Origin of the sequence: Secundilactobacillus paracollinoides DSM 15502 = JCM 11969 (assembly GCF_001311135.1) — a bacterium.
In the GTDB taxonomy this organism is placed as follows: Bacteria; Bacillota; Bacilli; order Lactobacillales; family Lactobacillaceae; genus Secundilactobacillus; species Secundilactobacillus paracollinoides.
Window position 1 is genome coordinate 1 of record NZ_BBAG01000108.1, and the last position, 4,497, is coordinate 4,497.

The 4,497-nt window shown below is 46.2% G+C and carries 4 protein-coding genes and 2 pseudogenes; 4 read left to right on the plus strand and 2 right to left on the minus strand.

What is annotated here, in order from left to right; all coding sequences use genetic code 11:
- The first annotated feature begins 172 nt into the window (after positions 1–172).
- Positions 173–661 carry an effector binding domain-containing protein gene (locus tag JCM11969_RS15995; RefSeq protein ID WP_065928744.1) on the plus strand — a complete coding sequence of 163 codons (489 nt, stop codon included), beginning with the start codon at positions 173–175 and terminating at the stop codon, positions 659–661.
- Between the two features lie 325 nt (positions 662–986).
- Here the strand turns inward: JCM11969_RS15995 and JCM11969_RS16000 are convergent, their stop codons facing one another.
- Positions 987–1,304, minus strand: a complete 318-nt coding sequence (locus JCM11969_RS16000; RefSeq protein WP_054712818.1) for a DMT family transporter — start codon at positions 1,302–1,304, stop codon at positions 987–989.
- A gap of 248 nt (positions 1,305–1,552) precedes the next feature.
- A pseudogene (locus JCM11969_RS16005) lies at positions 1,553–2,430 on the minus strand (DNA/RNA non-specific endonuclease).
- Positions 2,431–2,729: 299 nt separating this feature from the next.
- On the opposite strand from JCM11969_RS16005, the gene JCM11969_RS16010 reads away from it, so the two are divergent.
- The 3 genes and pseudogenes from JCM11969_RS16010 (at position 2,730) to JCM11969_RS20600 (ending at position 4,384) form a co-directional block, all read left to right on the plus strand.
- A complete protein-coding gene (locus JCM11969_RS16010) occupies positions 2,730–3,308 on the plus strand; it encodes a TetR/AcrR family transcriptional regulator (protein WP_054712821.1) in 579 nt (192 codons plus the stop codon).
- A gap of 207 nt (positions 3,309–3,515) precedes the next feature.
- A pseudogene (locus tag JCM11969_RS20595) lies at positions 3,516–4,028 on the plus strand (alcohol dehydrogenase catalytic domain-containing protein); the annotation flags it as partial.
- 185 nt (positions 4,029–4,213) lie between these two features.
- Positions 4,214–4,384, plus strand: a complete 171-nt coding sequence (locus tag JCM11969_RS20600) for a zinc-binding dehydrogenase (protein WP_369523248.1) — start codon at positions 4,214–4,216, stop codon at positions 4,382–4,384.
- The last annotated feature ends 113 nt before the right edge of the window (positions 4,385–4,497 follow it).

Here is a 4,497-nt window from a genome sequence, read left to right on the forward strand (position 1 = left end):
CTCAAATTATACGCTAAATTTTAGGTGGAAGTCGTGAAGACGCTTAGATTTTTTCGTGAATATTTGAAAGCGCTCTATTATTTGATATAATCCCACACCCGAAAGGTTATAATGTGCTATTTTGCAATGCTACACTAGAAGTTAACATATGTTTGAAAAGGAGTTTTTAACTATGACACCGTACAAAATTGAAACCCGAGATGCGTTTACTGTGTATGCGATCGGGACGCAACTTTCCCTTGGTAATCACGACTTTAGTGCGATTTTCAAGGAGAAACGAACGTTTGAAAAACAATTAAAAGATGACGGCATCCAAGCAAAATTGGATGCTGGCGCAACCAGTGACTTACATTATGCCATCAATGAGTCGTACCACCATAAAATGATGTACTACCTAGGCGTTGATGCAGACCATGCCTTGACGGGCGATGAAGCTGGCCGATTAATTGAATTTCCGGCTGGTCCCTATCTTGTGGTTCCGCACGCTGCTGCGGATGTGGATACGCTGCGTAATGAACTGTCAGGCACGACTTTTGGCGACATTATTGGTCGTTTGGAGGGCTATGCCTATGTTGGCGGACCTAACGCAGTGGCCGAAACCGGAACGAATGATCAGGGGTTAGTGACTGGCGAAATGCTAGTGCCCTTGGTCGAACAATAGCGGGTGGTTTGGGTTTCATGTGAAACAATTTTTTGATAAACAGCGCCGTTTTGGGATCCAGTTTGGATGCTTGGATGGGCTGTTTTTTACTTTCTTGGCTGCCGTGCAGAAATATGATTTGGAGAACATGAAATTGCGTGTGAGTCAGGTCTGATCAAAATGCATCGAGGTACAAATCTGTGCAGTCTTTCTAGGCTACAGTGCCGAAACGCGTTTCGGAAAACAGAAAGCTGCATGTAAGCTGACTCTGGCATAAAGGTCAGGCCCGGGCCTTTATGTCAGAGTCGGCTTACACTCCGCTTTCTCCCGTTTTCCTTCACGCTCTCTAATTTGCTGTCAACTTAATCCCAATAATGCCGACAAAGAGCACCCCAACAAATACCCAGGTGAGGGGACTCAACTTATCGCCAAATAAAATCACACCAATAATGACCGTCCCCACAGCGCCAATACCGGTCCATACTGGATACGCGATGCTTAATGGCAATTGGTGCGTGGCCTTCGCTAAAAATGCGAAACTCGCGATCATGCCCAGAACGGTTAATACTGAGTATATTGGGTGCGAAAAGCCCTCACTGAGCTTCATAAACGTTGCCCAAACCACTTCGAAAATACCTGCAATGACTAAGAAAATCCATGCCATGATAGTGCCTCCTTAAACAAAAAAGCACCGGACACCATTCCTTCAATGACCTAACGGAATGGTGTTCGATGCGGCTGCCCGGTGGCAGTGTTTTGTTTTGATTTTCAATCAGCATAGCACGAGTTGTTGTATCGGGTCAACTCGTGGGTCTCACGAATGTTTCACGTGAAACATCGCTGATTTTAAAGATTACGTAACAGACAGACGTTATCGATCACCCAGAGCACCGTCCTTAAGCCATGATGAGGTTAGCCGGCGGTACGGCTAGTCCCAGTTCTATAATTTAAATGATATCCTGATTCAATGTTGAAGATATAAACGTTAAAGTGCACCGCATGACTGCCAATAGATTGACCCTCCATTTGAACGCCATTGGCTAAGAGGTCGTCTCCTTTGAAAATGGGTTTGACCTTGTAACGGACGTAGTGGCTGTTGCTGCTCTTTAGGTAGGCGGCGACTTTATTTTCGTACTTTGTCATGCCGGGATCATTGAGTGAACGCGTACCGGTCATGAGGTTACGATAGTTGTTGTTTTGACCGGTTAACTGATAGCCAATCAAATGGCATCGGTTGTACAGGTAACCATGGCTTGTCCGTTTATTGTGCCAGCCAGTTGGTTCGATGGTTAAGCCTTCGCGTTCGCTAGTCGGCATTAATCGTTGATTTAAAACGGCATTAGCAGCGGTCACTCGGTTGAGACGGTCTGTGTTCCCGTATTTTTGCCACGCGTGCTTTGATAGGTCGACGCCTTAAATCTTGGGTTGTTGTGATTAACGATGACGACTTGATGACCATGGTAGGTCAGATGCGTTAAATTGCTGGTTGAAGCTTGGGCAATTTTGGCCGTTTTTACTTTGACTCGGCGGACAACCCTGCGTTTAGTCGGGCGTCTGTAAGTAACACGCTTGACCCTACGCGGCCGCGTTTTATAGTCCGTTGCCGCAAGTGTCAGCCCGCGGTGTCGTGCAGTCGACAGTGTGACACGATAGACTTTCTTGGCGCGGTTAAGGCCATAGTTGTGCCGGTGGTAAAAATAGTGCTTGCCGGTTCGCGTCACATAGACGTAAGTGGCGGCTTGTGCAGTGGTCGGGCGAACCGGTTGCGTTGCACCGATGGTTAGTGCCATGGCGGCAAGTAACAGAATGACCCATTTTGTAAGACGTTGCATATGATATTATCCTCCCCAGGCTCTCGTTTAGAATGTGATGCAGAGCTCGATAGCCCGTAATTGCCAGTATCATTTCTAGGCAGAATGTGCTGACAACCGATAAATCAGTGGGGGACGGTCAATAAGTGATTGATAAGTCTAGTATTAGTGTATCATATTGAACACGTGTAAAAAATAAGGATCAAAGGGATTGCAATTTTGAAAAATAGTGTGTATATTAGAATGAACATTCAACTATAAAGTGAGGGATCATCGCGATGGCAAGAACCAAAGCGTTTGAAATCGACGAAGTTTTAGATAAAGCGATGCGGTTATTCTGGACGCAGGGGTACGAAAAAACATCCATGCAGGATCTGGTAGATACCATGGGGATTAATCGCAAGAGCATTTATGACACGTTTGGCGACAAGCACACCCTGTTTTTAAAGACACTGAAACGCTATGATGCGTTCGCAACAGGACTGTTTCAAACGGCCAGCGATTCTGAAACGACCTTGATTGGGAAACTACGTGCGATTTTCCGGTCAGCTGCGTTTCAGGATCCAACATCGCCAAAAGGGTGCCTGATGGTGAATTCTGCAACAGAATTAGCAGTTATCGATCCTGAAGTCGGCGCAATACTGAAGGAAATGTTTGCGCGTAACCAGCATCAATTTGCGACCATGCTCGGACAAGCCCAACTACGAGGCGAGTTAGCGACAAATTTGGATCCTGATGCGCTCGCAAGTTATCTCAACAACGCGTTTACTGGCCTTCGGGTCATGACAAAGGTTCAGCCAAGTGATCAAGAACTCGATCAGATTATTGATATGACGTTAGCCACTATTAAAAGCTAATAGTGATAATCCCAAGTAAATGGGATTTATTTTTACACTATTTTAGAATGATTGTTCAATTAAATGAGAACTTACATGAAAACAGCCCAAATTACACGTTATTCGAAACAGATTCACGCTGAAGTCATCGAAACCACAAAACCTGAAATACAGGCAAACGAGGTGTTAGTTCAGGTTAAAGAGGCAGCTGTGAACCCGTTAGATCTAATGAACATCGATGGGAGTGTCAAGTTGATCCAGAACTACCGGATGCCATTGGTGCTGGGTAACGAACTTTCCGGTGTTATAGAAGCTGTTGGTAGTCAAGTTACCGGTTTCGAGGTCGGTGATGCGATTTATACGCGACTACCAGTACCTAAGATCGGCGCGTTTGCAGAATATGTTGCAGTATCGGCCGATGCCATTTGGCACCTACCAAGTAATCTTAACTTCAAAACAGGTGCTGCCGCAGCGTTGACTGGGTTGACTGCCTATCAGGCACTCCATGAGGAACTGCAAATGAAGGCTGGGCAAACCCTGTTTATTCCAGGTGGCTCGGGCAGCTTTGGCCAGATGGCGATTCCGCTGGCGAAGGCCATGGGCTTAACGGTGATCGTGTCGGGTAACGCACAGGCAAAGTCGCGGACACTCGCCATTGGTGCGGATCAGTACTTGGATTATCGCACTGAGAACTATTGGGATGTACTTTCTAAAGTGGATGCAGTGATCGATACTTTAGGCACGTCGGCGATCGCCCATGAACTGGCCATTATTAAACCTGGCGGCAGGTTACTGAGTCTGAAGGCCGGTCCTAATAAACAATTTGCGGTGAACTATGGGTCGCCGAAGTGGAAACAGTGGTTATTTGGCCTAGCTGGTGCGAAACTCGACCGCCAGCACGACAAGCTGGCGTCACTTATGGGTTCATGTTTGTTCGGGCTTCTGGTGAGCAACTACGAGACATTACGACCGTTATTGAAGCAAACGATATTGTGCCTGCCGTTGATCCAAAGGCGTTTTCATTGGCTGATGTTAATGAGGCGTTGCGCTATGTAAAGGATGGGCATCCGCAGGGGAAGGTGCTGATTTCGTTTTAGACTAAGTTAAAAAGACCCAGTTAAAATCCAATTTTGGACTTTAACTGGGTCTTTTCAATTAAGTTGACCGCATTAGTGCACTCGTATACGGTGTATCGTTAAAAATCTTTGAG